The 17411-nt window shown below is 40.1% G+C and carries 7 protein-coding genes, 1 tRNA gene and 5 rRNA genes; 11 read left to right on the top strand and 2 right to left on the bottom strand.

Features of this window, described 5'->3' with window-relative positions; all coding sequences use genetic code 11:
* The first annotated feature begins 9 nt into the window (after positions 1-9).
* On the top strand, positions 10-897 hold the full coding sequence (locus Q6H37_RS26420) for a YncE family protein (protein ID WP_318737873.1): 888 nt from the start codon (positions 10-12) through the stop codon (positions 895-897).
* 7 nt (positions 898-904) lie between these two features.
* Here Q6H37_RS26420 and Q6H37_RS26415 read toward each other — a convergent pair whose 3' ends face one another.
* Positions 905-1429, bottom strand: coding sequence for a DUF4364 family protein (locus Q6H37_RS26415; protein WP_318737872.1), 525 nt, complete (start codon positions 1427-1429; stop codon positions 905-907).
* Between the two features lie 203 nt (positions 1430-1632).
* Here Q6H37_RS26415 and pdaB point away from each other — a divergent pair, with 203 nt between their 5' ends.
* Both pdaB and Q6H37_RS26405 read left to right on the top strand, forming a co-directional pair.
* On the top strand, positions 1633-2385 hold the full coding sequence (gene pdaB / locus Q6H37_RS26410) for a polysaccharide deacetylase family sporulation protein PdaB (RefSeq protein WP_318737871.1): 753 nt from the start codon (positions 1633-1635) through the stop codon (positions 2383-2385).
* 220 nt (positions 2386-2605) lie between these two features.
* Entirely contained in the window at positions 2606-3301 is a 696-nt protein-coding gene (locus Q6H37_RS26405) for a single-stranded DNA-binding protein (protein ID WP_318737870.1), read from the top strand.
* A gap of 39 nt (positions 3302-3340) precedes the next feature.
* Here Q6H37_RS26405 and dapD read toward each other — a convergent pair whose 3' ends face one another.
* Entirely contained in the window at positions 3341-4051 is a 711-nt protein-coding gene (dapD, locus tag Q6H37_RS26400; protein WP_318737869.1) for a 2,3,4,5-tetrahydropyridine-2,6-dicarboxylate N-acetyltransferase, read from the bottom strand.
* A 164-nt stretch (positions 4052-4215) separates the two neighbouring features.
* Between dapD and Q6H37_RS26395 the strand changes: the two genes are divergently transcribed.
* From Q6H37_RS26395 to Q6H37_RS26360, 8 genes are all read left to right on the top strand, one after another.
* Complete coding sequence (locus Q6H37_RS26395) at positions 4216-5199, top strand: sulfide/dihydroorotate dehydrogenase-like FAD/NAD-binding protein (protein ID WP_318737868.1); 984 nt, start codon at positions 4216-4218, stop codon at positions 5197-5199.
* Positions 5200-5256: 57 nt separating this feature from the next.
* Positions 5257-6537, top strand: coding sequence for an FAD-dependent oxidoreductase (locus tag Q6H37_RS26390; RefSeq protein WP_318737867.1), 1281 nt, complete (start codon positions 5257-5259; stop codon positions 6535-6537).
* A 671-nt stretch (positions 6538-7208) separates the two neighbouring features.
* Positions 7209-8720 (top strand): 16S ribosomal RNA (locus Q6H37_RS26385).
* A gap of 223 nt (positions 8721-8943) precedes the next feature.
* Positions 8944-11842 (top strand): 23S ribosomal RNA (locus tag Q6H37_RS26380).
* Between the two features lie 51 nt (positions 11843-11893).
* A 5S ribosomal RNA gene (rrf, locus tag Q6H37_RS26375) occupies positions 11894-12010 on the top strand.
* Between the two features lie 7 nt (positions 12011-12017).
* Positions 12018-12092, top strand: a tRNA-Asn gene (locus Q6H37_RS26370).
* A gap of 685 nt (positions 12093-12777) precedes the next feature.
* A 16S ribosomal RNA gene (locus Q6H37_RS26365) occupies positions 12778-14289 on the top strand.
* 223 nt (positions 14290-14512) lie between these two features.
* Positions 14513-17411 (top strand): 23S ribosomal RNA (locus Q6H37_RS26360).
* The 16S, 23S and 5S rRNA genes sit together here with 1 tRNA gene alongside, the layout of an rRNA operon.

Genomic DNA, 17411 nt, shown 5'->3' with positions numbered 1-17411 from the left:
GGGATAAACTTGAATTATCTATATGTGTGTAATACTTCTTCTGATTTTATTTCTAAAGTAAATTTAAATGAATTTAAAGAAGAAAATAGAATATTTTTAAAGCGTTATAGTACGGATGATAGAATTGGCCCTCATGGTATATGCTTAAGTGATAAAAGAATTGTAGTAGCCAATAATTACAGCAATACTATGTCTATTGTAAACTTAGAAGAAGGTATAGAAGAAAGTACTCACTACATAGGTGTACATTGTAACGATGTGGTGGTATTTCGAAATAATGCATATATAATATGCGGTGACCTTAACAGCCTATTAGTTTTTGATCTAGAGAAAAAACAAGTAACAGCAGAAATTCCATGTGGGAGTTTGCCTCACAGCATATGTTTGAATAAAGAAAAAAAGCTTTTACTAATTTCAAACATGGAGGATGATAGTATAACCTTAATTGACTGTGTTAATAATGAAAACATAAAAAACATAAGGGTAGGCGCTTATCCTACTAAAGCCCTTTTTACTGTAGATGGTAGATATGCTATTATCTGTGAAAGTAATATAGGTGCAGACTTTAGGGGAAGCATAGCTGTAATGTGTTTAAAAAATCATAAAATAATAAATAGAATAACGGCAGGAAATTCTCCTGTAGATATGTTTTGTAATGAAAGATTTTGTTTTGTATCTAACTTTGGTGATGGAACTATAAGTATTATAGATATAAATTTTTATAGGGAAGATAAGAATATAATAGTAGGAGGAATGCCTAGGGGAATAATAAAGTATGGTGACAGTATTTATATAGGAGATAACTATAATAATTTATTAATAAAGGTAAATATAGAAAATGAAAAGAAAGACTATATACCTATAGGAGGAGAACCTACAGGTATGATTTTAATCTAAAGCAATATTAATTTATAAGTAACTGAATGATCTTCTCATATAATTCAGAAGAATTATTTTTCCACTTATGGCATAAATCCTTAGCATCCTTATTAGAGCCAACATTAAGTTTAATATCTATAAGTATAGAATCATTTTCTATAGCTTTTAGATTTACAATAAAATTACCTTTTTTTCCAAGGGTATAATCAGCAGTTATAGTTACTTCTTTCTTTATGTTTTTTATTTCTTTATTTAAGTAGTCTTCTACAGCGTTTATTTTATCTTCAGATATTCTATTTTCGAATAAAGAGAGAACTTTAATACCTTTTTCTGTAATTACAAGTCTGTGATTGCCTGTTTCATCTGTGTACTTTAAAAAATTAGAGGAAAGCAATTCATTTAAGTATTGTTGAAGAGTAAAATAATTTATAAAATTATTCTCTAAAATAATTTGTGTTATCTGATTATTAGAAACAGGGAACTTAATTTTTTTAAATATAAAAAGTAGTAGAAGTTTATTTTCCGCTAATTCTAAAGTATCTTCAAACATGTTTATCCTCCTAATAAAAATTAATAATCTTATTATAAAATATATTATAACATAAAATATATGAAAATAAATAAAGTACTTTAAATAGTTAAGTGCTTTATTTTCATTTATAAATATTATTGTTTTTTAAATTATATGTAATATTTATATACAAATAGTACTATATAAAATTAAGGGAATAAAATGTTTTAGGGGGGAAACTATTGAAAGCTAAAATGGTTAAAAAAGTTTTTTTGGCAATGTTTTTACTATGTGTTGCAATTATAGGGTCGGTTTTTTATAAGAATAAAAATATAGCTACCTTTATCAATGTAAATAGAAATTTGCCAATATATTATGTTGATACAAAGGATAAAAAAATTGCATTAACATTTGATGTGAGTTGGGGGACAGATAACACAGATAAAATTTTACAAGTACTGGATAAGTATAATGTAAAGGCAACATTTTTTTTAGTGGGAGGATGGGTAGACCAATATCCAGAGAAAGTAAAAAGTATATACGAAAAAGGGCACGAAATAGGAAATCACTCAGACAGACATCCTGATATGACTAAAATTTCAAGAGACAAAATCATAGAAGATATAGACATTAATGATTCTAAAATAAGAAAATTAACAGGTGAGGGAACAAAACTTTTTAGATGTCCAGAAGGTTCATATAACAATCTAGTTGTACAAACGGTAAAGGCTACAAATCATTATTGTATTCAATGGGATGTTGATAGTATAGATTGGAAAGAAGAAGGTGCGAATTTAGAATATGAAAGAGTTGTAAAGAAAGTAAAAAACGGTTCCATTATACTATTTCATAATAATGCAAAGTACACACCAGATAATTTACCAAAAGTTATAGAAAAGTTGAAAAAAGAAGGCTATGAGTTTGTTAAAGTTGGAGATTTAATTTATAAAGATAATTATCATATAGATTATGATGGTAAGCAAATACGAAATTAGTATAAATATATAAAGTTTAAATAGAACCTTATTGAAAGTAGAGTTATATTTGTATTATAATGGAAATAAAGGTATGAATCTTAAGAGGAGGAAATCTTAACAAATACAATATGATAATTAAATATAATGCAATTTAACTTTTATAAGTATAAATTGGGTATTTTATGAATAATTATAGGGTGATAAGATAATTTGAAAACGAAAGGAAAGAGGGGTTATGATGGAAAATTCAATGCTAAATAATAAAATTTATTTAGAAGGAAAAGTAATTTCAGAATTACAATTTAGTCATGAAATGTATGGGGAAGGATTTTATACTTTTTATATGGAAGTTTCCAGGTTAAGTGAAGCAAAGGATGAGTTATTTATAACAGTATCAGAAAGACTTATAGGTGGAATGGATATTAAAGTAGGCACAGAACTTATGATAGAAGGTCAGTTAAGATCTTATAACAAATTTATGGATGGATCAAATAGATTAATACTAACAGTATTTGCAAGAAACATATACTACTGTGAAGAAAAAAGCAAAAATCCTAATCAAATATATTTGGATGGATTTATTTGTAAAGAACCAGTTTATAGGACAACTCCGTTTGGAAGAGAAATTTCAGATATACTTCTTGCAGTTAATAGAGCATACAATAAGTCAGACTACATACCAACGATTGCATGGGGAAGAAATTCCAGATTTTGCAAAACGTTAAAAGTTGGTGACAATATAAAAGTTTGGGGTAGATTGCAAAGTAGAGAATATCAAAAGAAAATATCTGATACTGAAACAATTAAAAAGATTGCATATGAAGTATCTATATCAAAAATGGAGAGGTCTGAAAAATCTGATGAGGATGATGTAAAAGAAAATCAACATGAAAAAGGAATTGATGAGGCTTTAATAGATAAACAAATATCTTAGTAAAAAAAGCAAACTGCAGTGCAGTTTGCTTTCTGTTTTCTATTTTCTTAGATCTTCCAATATTTTAGTTTTATCTTTAGTTTTATCATCTACTGTTTTAATTACTTTTGCAGGAATACCAGCTACAACAACTCCAGCAGGTACATCTTCTACAACAACTGAACCAGCAGCTACAACAGAACCTTTTCCTACTTTTACACCTTCAAGGATTACTGCATTAGCACCTATTAAAACATCATCTTCTATTTCACAAGGTGATTTACTTGGTGGTTCAAGAACGCCAGCAACAACAGCACCTGCACCTAAGTGAACTCCTTTTCCAAGTTTACCTCTAGCACCAACAACAGCATTCATATCTACCATAGTGCCTTCGCCTATTTCAGCGCCTATATTTATAACAGCTCCCATCATTATAACAGCATTTTTATCTATTTTAACCTTGTCTCTTATAATAGCGCCAGGTTCGATTCTAGCATCTATTTTTGTAACATCAACAAGAGGAATTGCTGAATTCCTTCTGTCATATTCTATTCTAAATTTTTTTATTTTGTCTTTGTTATCATCTAAAAATTTAGAAACTTCTTCTGACTCTCCAAAAAGTACATGAAATCCACCGTTACCGTAATCTTCTATGTTTCCTAAGCTGCAATTTTCAATGTTACCGTCAACATAAACTTTAACAGGAGTAGATTTTTTTGCTTCTTTTATGTATCTTGCTATTTCATATGGATTAGTTAAATCATAGTTCATAGGGATAACCTCCTAAGTTAAATATTTATAGTTATTAATATTATAGTTATTAATATTATTATAATAAATATATTTTGTCAATTAAAGAGGTAAAGTATTTTTCAGTAACAAAAATGTGTTGAGTAAAATATTTTAATAGTAGAGTGCTTTGGGAGGTAATGTAATTGGATTATGAAATGAAAGATTGTATTGATGCTGGAAGTATTTATTGTCCATGTCATTTATCTGAAACAGGAGATTGCATATTGTGTTCACAACTTTCAGGAAAAAATTTTTGTGACTGCATAAATTGGAAGGGTGTGTGCATATATCAAGAGTTTATTTTAAACAAAAGTAAAGCTAAAGAGGGAAGAAAAAATTACTTGTGCACAATAGTGAAGAAAGAGCAAGTAGAAGAAAGCCTATATATTTTTACAATAAATGCATCTCACAGCTTAGTACATGATCTTGTATATCCAGGAAGCTTTATATTTATAAGAAATCCACAGTGCACAAATTATTATGATACACCAATTTCTATTATGGAAGCAGATACAGAGCAAAACACATTGAAAATTGCCATAGAAACGAAAGGGATTAAAACAAAAAGCATATGTAAACTCAATGAAAATGAAAAAGTGTTGGTTAGAGGACCATTTTGGAACGGCATATTAGGATTAAAAAATGTATATAAAGCAAAGGATGGTGTGTCCATAGTTATAGGACGAGGAATAGGTATAGCACCCCTAATACCTGTTTTAAAAAAATTACATTCTAATGAAAATAGTATTATAGCAATAATTGATAAAATTCCTTTTAATAATATTTTTCAAAGAGAATATTTTGAAAAATATAATTCAGAAATATTAGAGTGTAAGATGTTGGAGCAGGGTGAACTTACAAAAGAACTAAAAAACATGATAAAACAAATTTTAAAAGTAGAAAATGTAAATTTAATTCATTGCGATGGACCAGATATACTTATTTACAGACTAATGGAGTTTGTTGATGAAAATATTAACTTCTCGTGTTGTAATAATTCCAAAATGTGCTGTGGAGAAGGTGTATGCGGTACTTGCAGTACCAGATATAGAAATCATGTAGTAAAGAAGTTATGCAAGGTACAGATAGATCCTAAACATGTATTTAAAGAGAGAAGACTTATATAGAAGGGTTTTAAAGATAGGGGAATTTTAAATTTATAATTTAATATAGGAGGTTTTTTAATGAAAGTAGTTATAATTGGCGGTGGATGGGCCGGATGTGCGGCGGCTATAAGTGCAAAAAAGGCAGGCGCAGATAATGTTTCTCTTTATGAAAAAACTGATATGTTGTTAGGACTTGGTAATGTAGGAGGGATAATGAGAAACAATGGAAGATATACTGCAGCAGAAGAATTAATAGCCTTAGGAGCAGGAGACTTAATAAATATAACTGATAGCAATACAAGGCATAAAAATGTAGATTTTCCCGGACATAAACATGCATGGCTTTATGATGTAAATAAAATTGAACCTGCAGTAAGAAGATATATAGAAGCTATGAATATAGAATTAAATATGATATGTAGAATAATTGATGTAAACAAAGATGAAAATAAGATAAAAGGAATATATTTATCAGATGGAAGTTATGTGGAGGGAGATGTATTTGTTGAAACTACAGGATCTACAGGTCCTATGGGAAACTGTTTGAGATATGGAAATGGATGTTCAATGTGTGTACTTAGATGTCCTGCCTTTGGACCAAGAGTTAGTATAAGTATGAGAGCTGGTGTAGATGATCTTCAAGGAGAAAGAGAAGATGATATATATGGAGCCTTTAGTGGTTCTTGTAAATTGTGTAAGGAAAGTCTAGCTGATAATATAGTAGAAGAGTTAGATAAAAAAGGGGTAGTTGTTTTAAAGGTTCCTAAAGAGGATGTAAATATGGATAAGTTGAAGGCAAAGGTATGTCAACAATATGCATTAAAAGAATTTGCTGAAAACGTAGTACTATTAGATACTGGGCATGCAAAACTTATGACATCTTACTATCCACTGCAAAAGTTAAGAAAAATTAAAGGATTAGAAAATTCAAAATATGTTGATCCTTATGCAGGTGGAAAGGGTAACTCCATTAGGTATTTATCTGTAGCCCCTAGAACGGACGATATGAAAGTAAAAGGAATAAGCAATTTATTCTGTGGTGGCGAAAAAAGTGGACTTTTTGTAGGACACACAGAAGCTATATGTACTGGAACATTAGCAGGTCATAATGCAGTAAGATGTGTATTAAATATGCCTCCTCTTATTCTCCCAAAGACTACAGCTATAGGAGATATTATAGCTTTTGCAAATTATAAAATGATGACTAAAGAAGGAAGAAGAAATAGATATACTTTTGCAGGTGCTGAATACTTTAAGAGAATGCAAAAGTCAGGATTATATTCTACAGATAGGAAAGAAGTAGAAGCTAGAATCCAAAAGTTAAAGTTAAATAATATTATGAATGAAAAAATAGTTTGAAAGTAAACTTAAAAATCTAAATTATCTTTACTAAAACCACTACAGTGAGATATCTATATTAAAGAGCAATTATCTCACTGTAATATTTTTGATAAAAATATATCATATAAACTAACTCAGGCGTGTCCATATACAAAATAGTAAGTATAATAGAGAATTAATGAATATTATCAAGTATATTTTAAATTGTGGAGAATTGTATTAATTCTTTGTATTTTTATAAGTGGTAAGATATCACTTGTCACTTGGAAGTGCAGTAAGCACTGTGAATAATTATTAGTTTTTTATAAAGTGTTAGATTGTAGAGAGATTGGTTGAAATTACCGATTGACAGCTTTGAGTGATAGTGATAAGATGTAAATCTGGTGGTAAATAAGCCGCAGAAAACGTCAGTTGAATTGGTAAGAAATTACTAGTTGACAAAACTGATTTAAGCATGATATGATAGACATCCAATCACAAATTAGTGATAACTTAGCAGTGTCAGACAAGTAAAAATTACTAGTTGACAAGTAAAAGCAAACATGATAAAATACAAGAGCCGCTGAAATGCGGCAAGATCCTTGAAAATTAAACAGAGTGAAAGTAAGATATAAATCTTATTTTAAATAAGCCAGTATTAGTTAAACTAATAAGTTTAACGTCAATAATTTGAGTACAGATTAAACTTTAAAATTGAGAGTTTGATCCTGGCTCAGGACGAACGCTGGCGGCGTGCTTAACACATGCAAGTCGAGCGATGAAATCCCTTCGGGGATGGATTAGCGGCGGACGGGTGAGTAACACGTGGGCAACCTGCCTCAAAGTGGGGGATAGCCTTCCGAAAGGGAGATTAATACCGCATAACATTAGTTTTTCACATGAATTACTAATTAAAGGAGTAATCCGCTTTGAGATGGGCCCGCGGCGCATTAGCTAGTTGGTGAGGTAACGGCTCACCAAGGCCACGATGCGTAGCCGACCTGAGAGGGTGATCGGCCACATTGGAACTGAGACACGGTCCAGACTCCTACGGGAGGCAGCAGTGGGGAATATTGCACAATGGGCGAAAGCCTGATGCAGCAACGCCGCGTGAGTGATGAAGGCCTTCGGGTTGTAAAGCTCTGTCTTTGGGGACGATAATGACGGTACCCAAGGAGGAAGCCACGGCTAACTACGTGCCAGCAGCCGCGGTAATACGTAGGTGGCGAGCGTTGTCCGGATTTACTGGGCGTAAAGGATGCGTAGGCGGATGTTTAAGTCAGATGTGAAAATCCCGAGCTTAACTTGGGAACTGCATTTGAAACTGGATATCTAGAGTGCGGGAGAGGAGAATGGAATTCCTAGTGTAGCGGTGAAATGCGTAGAGATTAGGAAGAACACCAGTGGCGAAGGCGATTCTCTGGACCGTAACTGACGCTGAGGCATGAAAGCGTGGGTAGCAAACAGGATTAGATACCCTGGTAGTCCACGCCGTAAACGATGAATACTAGGTGTAGGAGGTATCGACTCCTTCTGTGCCGCAGCTAACGCAATAAGTATTCCGCCTGGGAAGTACGATCGCAAGATTAAAACTCAAAGGAATTGACGGGGGCCCGCACAAGCAGCGGAGCATGTGGTTTAATTCGAAGCAACGCGAAGAACCTTACCTAGACTTGACATCCCCTGAATTACCTGTAATGAGGGAAGCCCTTCGGGGCAGGGAGACAGGTGGTGCATGGTTGTCGTCAGCTCGTGTCGTGAGATGTTAGGTTAAGTCCTGCAACGAGCGCAACCCTTATCATTAGTTGCTACCATTAAGTTGAGCACTCTAGTGAGACTGCCCGGGTTAACCGGGAGGAAGGTGGGGATGACGTCAAATCATCATGCCCCTTATGTCTAGGGCTACACACGTGCTACAATGGTGAGTACAGAAAGATGCAAGACCGTGAGGTGGAGCAAAACTTTTAAAACTCATCTCAGTTCGGATTGTAGGCTGAAACTCGCCTACATGAAGCTGGAGTTGCTAGTAATCGCGAATCAGCATGTCGCGGTGAATACGTTCCCGGGCCTTGTACACACCGCCCGTCACACCATGAGAGCTGGCAACACCCGAAGTCCGTGAGGTAACCGTAAGGAGCCAGCGGCCGAAGGTGGGGTTAGTAATTGGGGTGAAGTCGTAACAAGGTAGCCGTAGGAGAACCTGCGGCTGGATCACCTCCTTTCTAAGGAGTCGACAAAGTAGGTAATTCTACTTTGAAGGTTTATTTAATAGCTCTGTTTAATTTTGAAGAATCTAATTCTTCAAATTGTTCTTTGAAAATTGCACAGTGAATATAACTTTTAAATTAAAAGTAAAGCTAAAGGTAAAACTACTTATTATATAAGTAAAAAAACCTTTGTAGATTTTAACTAAGAAAATTGTTGAAAGACAATTTTCACATGAATGGTCAAGCTACAAAGGGCGCATGGTGAATGCCTTGGCACCAGAAGCCGAAGAAGGACGTGATAAGCTGCGATAAGCTTTGGGTAGGCGCAAATAGCCTGAGATCCAGAGATTTCCGAATGGGGAAACCCACAATGCTAACGCATTGTACTGTAAACTGAATACATAGGTTTATGGAGGTAAACCCGGGGAACTGAAACATCTAAGTACCCGGAGGAAGAGAAAGAAAAATCGATTTTCTAAGTAGCGGCGAGCGAAAGGGAAAGAGCCCAAACCAGGAACTTGTTCCTGGGGTTGCGGATAGATCATAAATACTGTGATTTCTTAATTGAAGAGAGCTGGAAGGCTCCGCCGTAGAAGGTAACAGTCCTGTAAGTGAAAAGAAATAGCAGTCAGATCTACTCCAGAGTACCACGAGACACGTGAAACCTTGTGGGAAGCAGGGAGGACCACCTCCCAAGGCTAAATACTAACTGGTGACCGATAGTGAAGCAGTACCGTGAGGGAAAGGTGAAAAGAACCCCGGAAGGGGAGTGAAATAGAACCTGAAACCGTGTGTCCACAACCGGTCGAAGCACTTTTATGTGCGACGACGTGCTTTTTGTAGAACGAGCCAGCGAGTTACGGTATGTAGCAAGGTTAAGTACTTAAGGTACGGAGCCGAAGGGAAACCGAGTCTGAATAGGGCGAAAAGTTGCATGTCGTAGACCCGAAACCGGGTGACCTATCCATGGCCAGGATGAAGCGGAAGTAAAATTCCGTGGAGGTCCGAACCACGTTGGTGTTGAAAAACCATGGGATGAGCTGTGGATAGCGGAGAAATTCCAATCGAACTCGGAGATAGCTGGTTCTCCTCGAAATAGCTTTAGGGCTAGCGTTGAGATTGAGTAATGGAGGTAGAGCACTGAATGGGCTAGGGGCTGACAACAGTTACTGAACCCTATCAAACTCCGAATGCCATATACTTGTATCTCAGCAGTCAGACTACGAATGATAAGATCCGTGGTCAAAAGGGAAACAGCCCAGATCATCAGCTAAGGTCCCAAAGTGTAAGTTAAGTGGAAAAGGATGTGGGATTTCTAAGACAACTAGGATGTTGGCTTAGAAGCAGCCACTCATTTAAAGAGTGCGTAATAGCTCACTAGTCAAGAGATCCTGCGCCGAAGATGTCCGGGGCTAAAACTTACCACCGAAGCTATGGGCTCGAAAGAGCGGTAGAGGAGCTTCCTGTATGGAGTGAAGTCGTACCGAAAGGAGCGGTGGACTGTACAGGAGTGAGTATGCTGGCATAAGTAGCGAGAAATAAGTGAGAATCTTATTGGTCGAAAACCTAAGGTTTCCTGAGGAAGGCTCGTCCGCTCAGGGTTAGTCGGGACCTAAGCCGAGGCCGAAAGGCGTAGGTGATGGACAATCGGTTGATATTCCGATACCGCCAATTGACGTTATTACAAATGGGATGACGCAGGAGGATAGGATGTGCACACTATTGGATGTGTGTCTAAGCACTTAGACAGATCAGACAGGCAAATCCGTCTGGTTAATGTTGAGGTGTGATGGGGAGTGGCTTTATGCCGCGAAGTATCTGATTCCACGCTGCCAAGAAAAGTCTCTATGGAGGATGTTGGTGCCCGTACCGCAAACCGACACAGGTGGGTGAGGAGAGAATCCTAAGACCATCGGAAGAATTGTTGTCAAGGAACTCGGCAAATTGACCCCGTAACTTCGGGAGAAGGGGTGCCTATGAAAGTAGGTCGCAGAGAATAGGCCCAAGCAACTGTTTAGCAAAAACACAGGTCTCTGCTAAAGCGAAAGCTGAAGTATAGGGGCTGACGCCTGCCCGGTGCTGGAAGGTTAAGGGGAATACTTAGCGCAAGCGAAGGTATGAACTTAAGCCCCAGTAAACGGCGGCCGTAACTATAACGGTCCTAAGGTAGCGAAATTCCTTGTCGGGTAAGTTCCGACCCGCACGAATGGCGTAATGACTTGGGCACTGTCTCGACAACAAATCCGGCGAAATTGTAGTGCAAGTGAAGATGCTTGCTACCCGCGATTGGACGGAAAGACCCCGTAGAGCTTTACTGCAGCTTAGCATTGAGTTTCGATATTGTCTGTACAGGATAGGTGGGAGACTGCGAAACAGGGGCGTCAGCTTCTGTGGAGTCATCCTTGGGATACCACCCTGACAGTATTGGGATTCTAACCGGCGGCCATGAAACTGGTCACGGGACATTGTTAGGTGGGCAGTTTGACTGGGGCGGTCGCCTCCAAAAAAGTAACGGAGGCGCCCAAAGGTTCCCTCAGAACGGTTGGAAATCGTTCGAAGAGTGCAAAGGCAGAAGGGAGCCTGACTGCGACACATACAGGTGGAGCAGGGACGAAAGTCGGGCTTAGTGATCCGGTGGTTCCTCGTGGGAGGGCCATCGCTCAACGGATAAAAGCTACCTCGGGGATAACAGGCTGATCTCCCCCAAGAGTCCACATCGACGGGGAGGTTTGGCACCTCGATGTCGGCTCGTCGCATCCTGGGGCTGAAGTAGGTCCCAAGGGTTGGGCTGTTCGCCCATTAAAGCGGCACGCGAGCTGGGTTCAGAACGTCGTGAGACAGTTCGGTCCCTATCCGTCGCGGGCGTAGGAAATTTGAGAGGAGCTGTCCTTAGTACGAGAGGACCGGGATGGACTGACCTCTGGTGTACCAGTTGTTCCGCCAGGAGCATGGCTGGGTAGCTATGTCGGGACGGGATAAACGCTGAAAGCATCTAAGCGTGAAACCCACCTCAAGATTAGATTTCCCATAGCGTAAGCTAGTAAGACCCCTTGAAGAACACAAGGTTGATAGGTCAGAGGTGTAAGCATGGTAACATGTTCAGCTGACTGATACTAATAGGTCGAGGGCTTGACCAAATGAATTCACTGTGCAATTTTGAGATAACAAAATCTCTAAAATTAAATAAATCTGGTGATAATGACATAAAGGTAACACCCGTTCCCATTCCGAACACGATGGTTAAGCTTTATAGTGCCGATGGTACTGCAGGGGAGGCTCTGTGGAAGAGTAGGTCGTTGCCAGGTAATGCGTTCCGCGATAGCTCAATGGTGGAGCACTCGGCTGTTAACCGATAGGTTGAAGGTTCGAATCCTTTTCGCGGAGCCAATTTTATATGAATTGTTAAAGACTACAGATATGTAGTCTTTTTTTACGTTTATAATAAATATATACTTAATTTAATAATGCTTAAATTTAACCAATCAGTTCTTTTATAATATAGGAAATTTAATTCAGTAGATCTATACAATTTTAAACTTTTATATATCACCTATTCTATATAAATTTTTTTCGAAAAAGTGATTTTGATCAATTTAAAATAAAATCCGTAGTTTATTTCAAGTAAACTAAGTCAGGTGTGTCAGTATATGAATTAGTAAGTATATAGAAGAATGAGTGTGAATTATAAGGTTCATGTGAAGTAATCATATGTGTTATTAAGTTTTTATAATTGTAAAGGTGGTAAGATATCACTTGTCGCTTGAAGAAATTACAGGTGGTCATAAATTACATTAGTTAGTTGGTAATAAGTTACTGGTTGACAAGCTTAAATTAGCGTGATAAAATGTATACCTGATCACAAATCAGTGACAACTTGGCAAGGTCAAATTGGTAACAAATTACTAGTTGACAAGCTAAGATGAACATGATAAGATATAAAAGTCGCTGAGATGCGGCAAGATCCTTGAAAATTAAACAGAGTGAAAGTAAGATATAGATCTTATTTTAAATAAGCCAGTATTAGTTAAACTTATTAGTTTAACGTCAATAATTTGAGTACAGATTAAACTTTTAAATTGAGAGTTTGATCCTGGCTCAGGACGAACGCTGGCGGCGTGCTTAACACATGCAAGTCGAGCGATGAAATTCCTTCGGGGATGGATTAGCGGCGGACGGGTGAGTAACACGTGGGCAACCTGCCTCAAAGTGGGGGATAGCCTTCCGAAAGGGAGATTAATACCGCATAACATTAGTTTTTCACATGAATTACTAATTAAAGGAGTAATCCGCTTTGAGATGGGCCCGCGGCGCATTAGCTAGTTGGTGAGGTAACGGCTCACCAAGGCCACGATGCGTAGCCGACCTGAGAGGGTGATCGGCCACATTGGAACTGAGACACGGTCCAGACTCCTACGGGAGGCAGCAGTGGGGAATATTGCACAATGGGCGAAAGCCTGATGCAGCAACGCCGCGTGAGTGATGAAGGCCTTCGGGTTGTAAAGCTCTGTCTTTGGGGACGATAATGACGGTACCCAAGGAGGAAGCCACGGCTAACTACGTGCCAGCAGCCGCGGTAATACGTAGGTGGCGAGCGTTGTCCGGATTTACTGGGCGTAAAGGATGCGTAGGCGGATGTTTAAGTCAGATGTGAAAATCCCGAGCTTAACTTGGGAACTGCATTTGAAACTGGATATCTAGAGTGCGGGAGAGGAGAATGGAATTCCTAGTGTAGCGGTGAAATGCGTAGAGATTAGGAAGAACACCAGTGGCGAAGGCGATTCTCTGGACCGTAACTGACGCTGAGGCATGAAAGCGTGGGTAGCAAACAGGATTAGATACCCTGGTAGTCCACGCCGTAAACGATGAATACTAGGTGTAGGAGGTATCGACTCCTTCTGTGCCGCAGCTAACGCAATAAGTATTCCGCCTGGGAAGTACGATCGCAAGATTAAAACTCAAAGGAATTGACGGGGGCCCGCACAAGCAGCGGAGCATGTGGTTTAATTCGAAGCAACGCGAAGAACCTTACCTAGACTTGACATCCCCTGAATTACCTGTAATGAGGGAAGCCCTTCGGGGCAGGGAGACAGGTGGTGCATGGTTGTCGTCAGCTCGTGTCGTGAGATGTTAGGTTAAGTCCTGCAACGAGCGCAACCCTTATCATTAGTTGCTACCATTAAGTTGAGCACTCTAGTGAGACTGCCCGGGTTAACCGGGAGGAAGGTGGGGATGACGTCAAATCATCATGCCCCTTATGTCTAGGGCTACACACGTGCTACAATGGTGAGTACAGAAAGATGCAAGACCGTGAGGTGGAGCAAAACTTTTAAAACTCATCTCAGTTCGGATTGTAGGCTGAAACTCGCCTACATGAAGCTGGAGTTGCTAGTAATCGCGAATCAGCATGTCGCGGTGAATACGTTCCCGGGCCTTGTACACACCGCCCGTCACACCATGAGAGCTGGCAACACCCGAAGTCCGTGAGGTAACCGTAAGGAGCCAGCGGCCGAAGGTGGGGTTAGTAATTGGGGTGAAGTCGTAACAAGGTAGCCGTAGGAGAACCTGCGGCTGGATCACCTCCTTTCTAAGGAGTCGACAAAGTAGGTAATTCTACTTTGAAGGTTTATTTAATAGCTCTGTTTAATTTTGAAGAATCTAATTCTTCAAATTGTTCTTTGAAAATTGCACAGTGAATATAACTTTTAAATTAAAAGTAAAGCTAAAGGTAAAACTACTTATTATATAAGTAAAAAAACCTTTGTAGATTTTAACTAAGAAAATTGTTGAAAGACAATTTTCACATGAATGGTCAAGCTACAAAGGGCGCATGGTGAATGCCTTGGCACCAGAAGCCGAAGAAGGACGTGATAAGCTGCGATAAGCTTTGGGTAGGCGCAAATAGCCTGAGATCCAGAGATTTCCGAATGGGGAAACCCACAATGCTAACGCATTGTACTGTAAACTGAATACATAGGTTTATGGAGGTAAACCCGGGGAACTGAAACATCTAAGTACCCGGAGGAAGAGAAAGAAAAATCGATTTTCTAAGTAGCGGCGAGCGAAAGGGAAAGAGCCCAAACCAGGAACTTGTTCCTGGGGTTGCGGATAGATCATAAATACTGTGATTTCTTAATTGAAGAGAGCTGGAAGGCTCCGCCGTAGAAGGTAACAGTCCTGTAAGTGAAAAGAAATAGCAGTCAGATCTACTCCAGAGTACCACGAGACACGTGAAACCTTGTGGGAAGCAGGGAGGACCACCTCCCAAGGCTAAATACTAACTGGTGACCGATAGTGAAGCAGTACCGTGAGGGAAAGGTGAAAAGAACCCCGGAAGGGGAGTGAAATAGAACCTGAAACCGTGTGTCCACAACCGGTCGAAGCACTTTTATGTGCGACGACGTGCTTTTTGTAGAACGAGCCAGCGAGTTACGGTATGTAGCAAGGTTAAGTACTTAAGGTACGGAGCCGAAGGGAAACCGAGTCTGAATAGGGCGAAAAGTTGCATGTCGTAGACCCGAAACCGGGTGACCTATCCATGGCCAGGATGAAGCGGAAGTAAAATTCCGTGGAGGTCCGAACCACGTTGGTGTTGAAAAACCATGGGATGAGCTGTGGATAGCGGAGAAATTCCAATCGAACTCGGAGATAGCTGGTTCTCCTCGAAATAGCTTTAGGGCTAGCGTTGAGATTGAGTAATGGAGGTAGAGCACTGAATGGGCTAGGGGCTGACAACAGTTACTGAACCCTATCAAACTCCGAATGCCATATACTTGTATCTCAGCAGTCAGACTACGAATGATAAGATCCGTGGTCAAAAGGGAAACAGCCCAGATCATCAGCTAAGGTCCCAAAGTGTAAGTTAAGTGGAAAAGGATGTGGGATTTCTAAGACAACTAGGATGTTGGCTTAGAAGCAGCCACTCATTTAAAGAGTGCGTAATAGCTCACTAGTCAAGAGATCCTGCGCCGAAGATGTCCGGGGCTAAAACTTACCACCGAAGCTATGGGCTCGAAAGAGCGGTAGAGGAGCTTCCTGTATGGAGTGAAGTCGTACCGAAAGGAGCGGTGGACTGTACAGGAGTGAGTATGCTGGCATAAGTAGCGAGAAATAAGTGAGAATCTTATTGGTCGAAAACCTAAGGTTTCCTGAGGAAGGCTCGTCCGCTCAGGGTTAGTCGGGACCTAAGCCGAGGCCGAAAGGCGTAGGTGATGGACAATCGGTTGATATTCCGATACCGCCAATTGACGTTATTACAAATGGGATGACGCAGGAGGATAGGATGTGCACACTATTGGATGTGTGTCTAAGCACTTAGACAGATCAGACAGGCAAATCCGTCTGGTTAATGTTGAGGTGTGATGGGGAGTGGCTTTATGCCGCGAAGTATCTGATTCCACGCTGCCAAGAAAAGTCTCTATGGAGGATGTTGGTGCCCGTACCGCAAACCGACACAGGTGGGTGAGGAGAGAATCCTAAGACCATCGGAAGAATTGTTGTCAAGGAACTCGGCAAATTGACCCCGTAACTTCGGGAGAAGGGGTGCCTATGAAAGTAGGTCGCAGAGAATAGGCCCAAGCAACTGTTTAGCAAAAACACAGGTCTCTGCTAAAGCGAAAGCTGAAGTATAGGGGCTGACGCCTGCCCGGTGCTGGAAGGTTAAGGGGAATACTTAGCGCAAGCGAAGGTATGAACTTAAGCCCCAGTAAACGGCGGCCGTAACTATAACGGTCCTAAGGTAGCGAAATTCCTTGTCGGGTAAGTTCCGACCCGCACGAATGGCGTAATGACTTGGGCACTGTCTCGACAACAAATCCGGCGAAATTGTAGTGCAAGTGAAGATGCTTGCTACCCGCGATTGGACGGAAAGACCCCGTAGAGCTTTACTGCAGCTTAGCATTGAGTTTCGATATTGTCTGTACAGGATAGGTGGGAGACTGCGAAACAGGGGCGTCAGCTTCTGTGGAGTCATCCTTGGGATACCACCCTGACAGTATTGGGATTCTAACCGGCGGCCATGAAACTGGTCACGGGACATTGTTAGGTGGGCAGTTTGACTGGGGCGGTCGCCTCCAAAAAAGTAACGGAGGCGCCCAAAGGTTCCCTCAGAACGGTTGGAAATCGTTCGAAGAGTGCAAAGGCAGAAGGGAGCCTGACTGCGACACATACAGGTGGAGCAGGGACGAAAGTCGGGCTTAGTGATCCGGTGGTTCCTCGTGGGAGGGCCATCGCTCAACGGATAAAAGCTACCTCGGGGATAACAGGCTGATCTCCCCCAAGAGTCCACATCGACGGGGAGGTTTGGCACCTCGATGTCGGCTCGTCGCATCCTGGGGCTGAAGTAGGTCCCAAGGGTTGGGCTGTTCGCCCATTAAAGCGGCACGCGAGCTGGGTTCAGAACGTCGTGAGACAGTTCGGTCCCTATCCGTCGCGGGCGTAGGAAATTTGAGAGGAGCTGTCCTTAGTACGAGAGGACCGGGATGGACTGACCTCTGGTGTACCAGTTGTTCCGCCAGGAGCATGGCTGGGTAGCTATGTCGGGACGGGATAAACGCTGAAAGCATCTAAGCGTGAAACCCACCTCAAGATTAGATTTCCCATAGCGTAAGCTAGTAAGACCCCTTGAAGAACACAAGGTTGATAGGTCAGAGGTGTAAGCATGGTAACATGTTCAGCTGACTGATACTAATAGGTCGAGGGCTTGACCAA

It is taken from the genome of Clostridium sp. JS66, from assembly GCF_033561535.1.
In the GTDB taxonomy this organism is placed as follows: domain Bacteria; phylum Bacillota; class Clostridia; order Clostridiales; family Clostridiaceae; genus Clostridium_AM; species Clostridium_AM carboxidivorans.
The sequence above is the reverse complement of the archived record's forward strand: the minus strand, read 5'-3'. Positions and strand labels throughout refer to the sequence as shown.